This is a genomic window from Blautia sp. DFI.6.71, assembly GCF_020593585.1.
In the GTDB taxonomy this organism is placed as follows: domain Bacteria; phylum Bacillota; class Clostridia; order Lachnospirales; family Lachnospiraceae; genus Blautia_A; species Blautia_A wexlerae.
In genome coordinates this window covers 1-2,303 of the sequence record NZ_JAJDMJ010000107.1, presented here as the reverse complement: position 1 = coordinate 2,303, position 2,303 = coordinate 1, and the positions used below count along the sequence as shown (strand labels likewise).

Below are 2,303 nucleotides of genomic sequence, written 5' to 3'. Positions count from 1 at the left end.
AGCAGGAAGCCCCCACTTCAAAATCTGTAAGATTTAAGTGGCGGGAGCATGTCACTGAGAGAGTTTTAAATGAGGCGGGAAATCCAGGAGTTCCGCTTGCGGAGAGACTGACATTTGCCGCTATTTATCAGTCAAATCTGGATGAATTTTACAGAGTCAGAGTCGGAACTCTGATGGATCAGATGGAAGCATCTGAAGTAATACGTGAGAACAAAACCAATATGACCAGTGAAGAACAGGTAACTGCAATCCTTCAGGCCACCAGAAATCTGGATCAGAAAAAGGCAGCTATCTATGAACAGCTGATGGGAGAACTGGAGCCTTACGGAGTGCGTCTGATCAATTTTAACAGATTATCTGCAGAGGAAGGCAAGCTTCTGGAAACATATTTTGATCAGGAGATCGCACCGTATCTGTCTGCAAATATTGTGAGCAAACAGCAGCCATTTCCATTCCTGAAAAATAAAAATATTTATGCAGTGGCATTACTGATGAGCAAGGGTGGAAAAACAAAAACAGCTATTATCCCATGCAGTAATACTGTATTCAGACGTTTGATCGATATTCCAACAAGAAAAGGAACCTTCATGCTTTCAGAGGAGCTGATCCTTCATTTTCTTCCCAAAATGTTTAAGAATTATGAGATCAGGGAGAAAGCGCTGCTCCGTATTACCAGAAATGCAGATATTGATACAGAAACCATTTATGATGAGGATCTGGATTACAGGGATGCAATGGAGAATCTGATCAAGCAGAGAAGACGAATGAATCCTGTAAGAATGGAGTTATCCAGAGAATTAAATAAAATGATGATAAGTTCACTCTGTAAGGAGCTTCATGTGGACAAAGAACATGTATTTCTGACCAGAGTTCCGCTTGATATGTCCTTTGTATTCGGACTTCAGGGATATCTGAGAAATACTGCCCAGGACAAACTTTTCTATCAGAGAAGAGCTCCCAGAATGACACCGGAGCTGGATGACAAGAGTGCTCTGATTCCACAGATCATGAAGAAAGATGTACTGTTATCCTATCCGTTTGAAAATATCAGATCTTTCATTAATCTTCTGAATGAGGCTGCAAAGGATGATTCTGTTGTATCCATCAAGATGACATTATATCGTCTTGCGGACAAGAGCCAGATTGTAGATGCTCTGGTGGATGCAGCAGAAAATGGAAAAGAAGTTGTTGTACTTGTAGAACTGAGAGCCAGATTTGATGAGGAAAGCAATATTGAATATTCCAGAAAACTGGAAGAAGCTGGATGCAGAGTGATCTATGGACTGAATGGATATAAAGTACATTCCAAGTTGTGCCTGATCTCCAGAAAAACAGATAAGGGTGTGTCCTATATCACACAGATCGGTACAGGTAATTATAATGAAAAAACATCTGCACTTTATACAGACCTGTCGCTGATCACAGCAAACCAGGAAATCGGAAAAGAAGCAGCAGAAGTGTTTGCAGCTCTTCTGAAAGGGGAAGTTGTTGAGAAATCCAATCTTCTTCTGGTTGCACCGAAATGTCTGCAGAACAGAGTTCTGGATATGATACAGGAAGAAATCGACCAGGTGAAACAGGGAAATGAAGGATATATTGGAATCAAGATCAATTCCCTGACAGATAAGGTGATCATCAATAAACTGGTGGAAGCATCTCAGGCAGGAGTAAAGATAGAGATGGTCGTCAGAGGTATCTGCTGTCTGATTCCGGAGATTAAGGGATATACAGAGAATATCAAGGTTGTAAGTATTGTAGGTCGTTATCTGGAGCATTCCAGAATCTACCGTTTTGGTACAAAAGAAAGAGAAAAAATATATATTGCATCTGCTGACTTTATGACAAGAAATACAGTCCGTCGTGTGGAGGTGGCTGCTCCGGTTCTTAATGAGAAATTAAAAGAACGTCTGGACTGGATGTTCGAGACAATGATGAATGATGATGAAAAAGGAAAGAGACTGACAGAAACCGGAAATTATGCAGACAGAAGCCTGAATGATGTCAAACTCAATTCACAGGAAATCTTTTATGCCATGGCATACAGCAATGCGGAGAAGACCCAGAAAAAAAGAGAAGATTGAAAAGTAGAAGATTAAGAAGAAATATTTGTTGACAATATTGTAGATTGCCTGAAAAAGATACTATGTGGATCAGTATAATAGATTCATATAGTATCTTTTTGATTACTTCTATGATTACTTTTGATCATCCGAGATAAAACGAAAACGCCCGAAACCCAGTAAATACACAATGTCATTAACTTAAAAGCAGAAGATATTTATTCCTAAAAGGATTAGATATCT

General features: G+C 39.5%; 1 protein-coding gene. It reads left to right on the top strand.

Annotation, left to right across the window (positions count from 1 at the left end):
• Positions 1 to 2,081 (top strand): polyphosphate kinase 1 (gene ppk1, locus LJE12_RS19365; protein ID WP_227292374.1); only part of this gene is annotated, 2,081 nt, incomplete at its 5' end.
• Positions 2,082 to 2,303 lie beyond the last annotated feature (222 nt).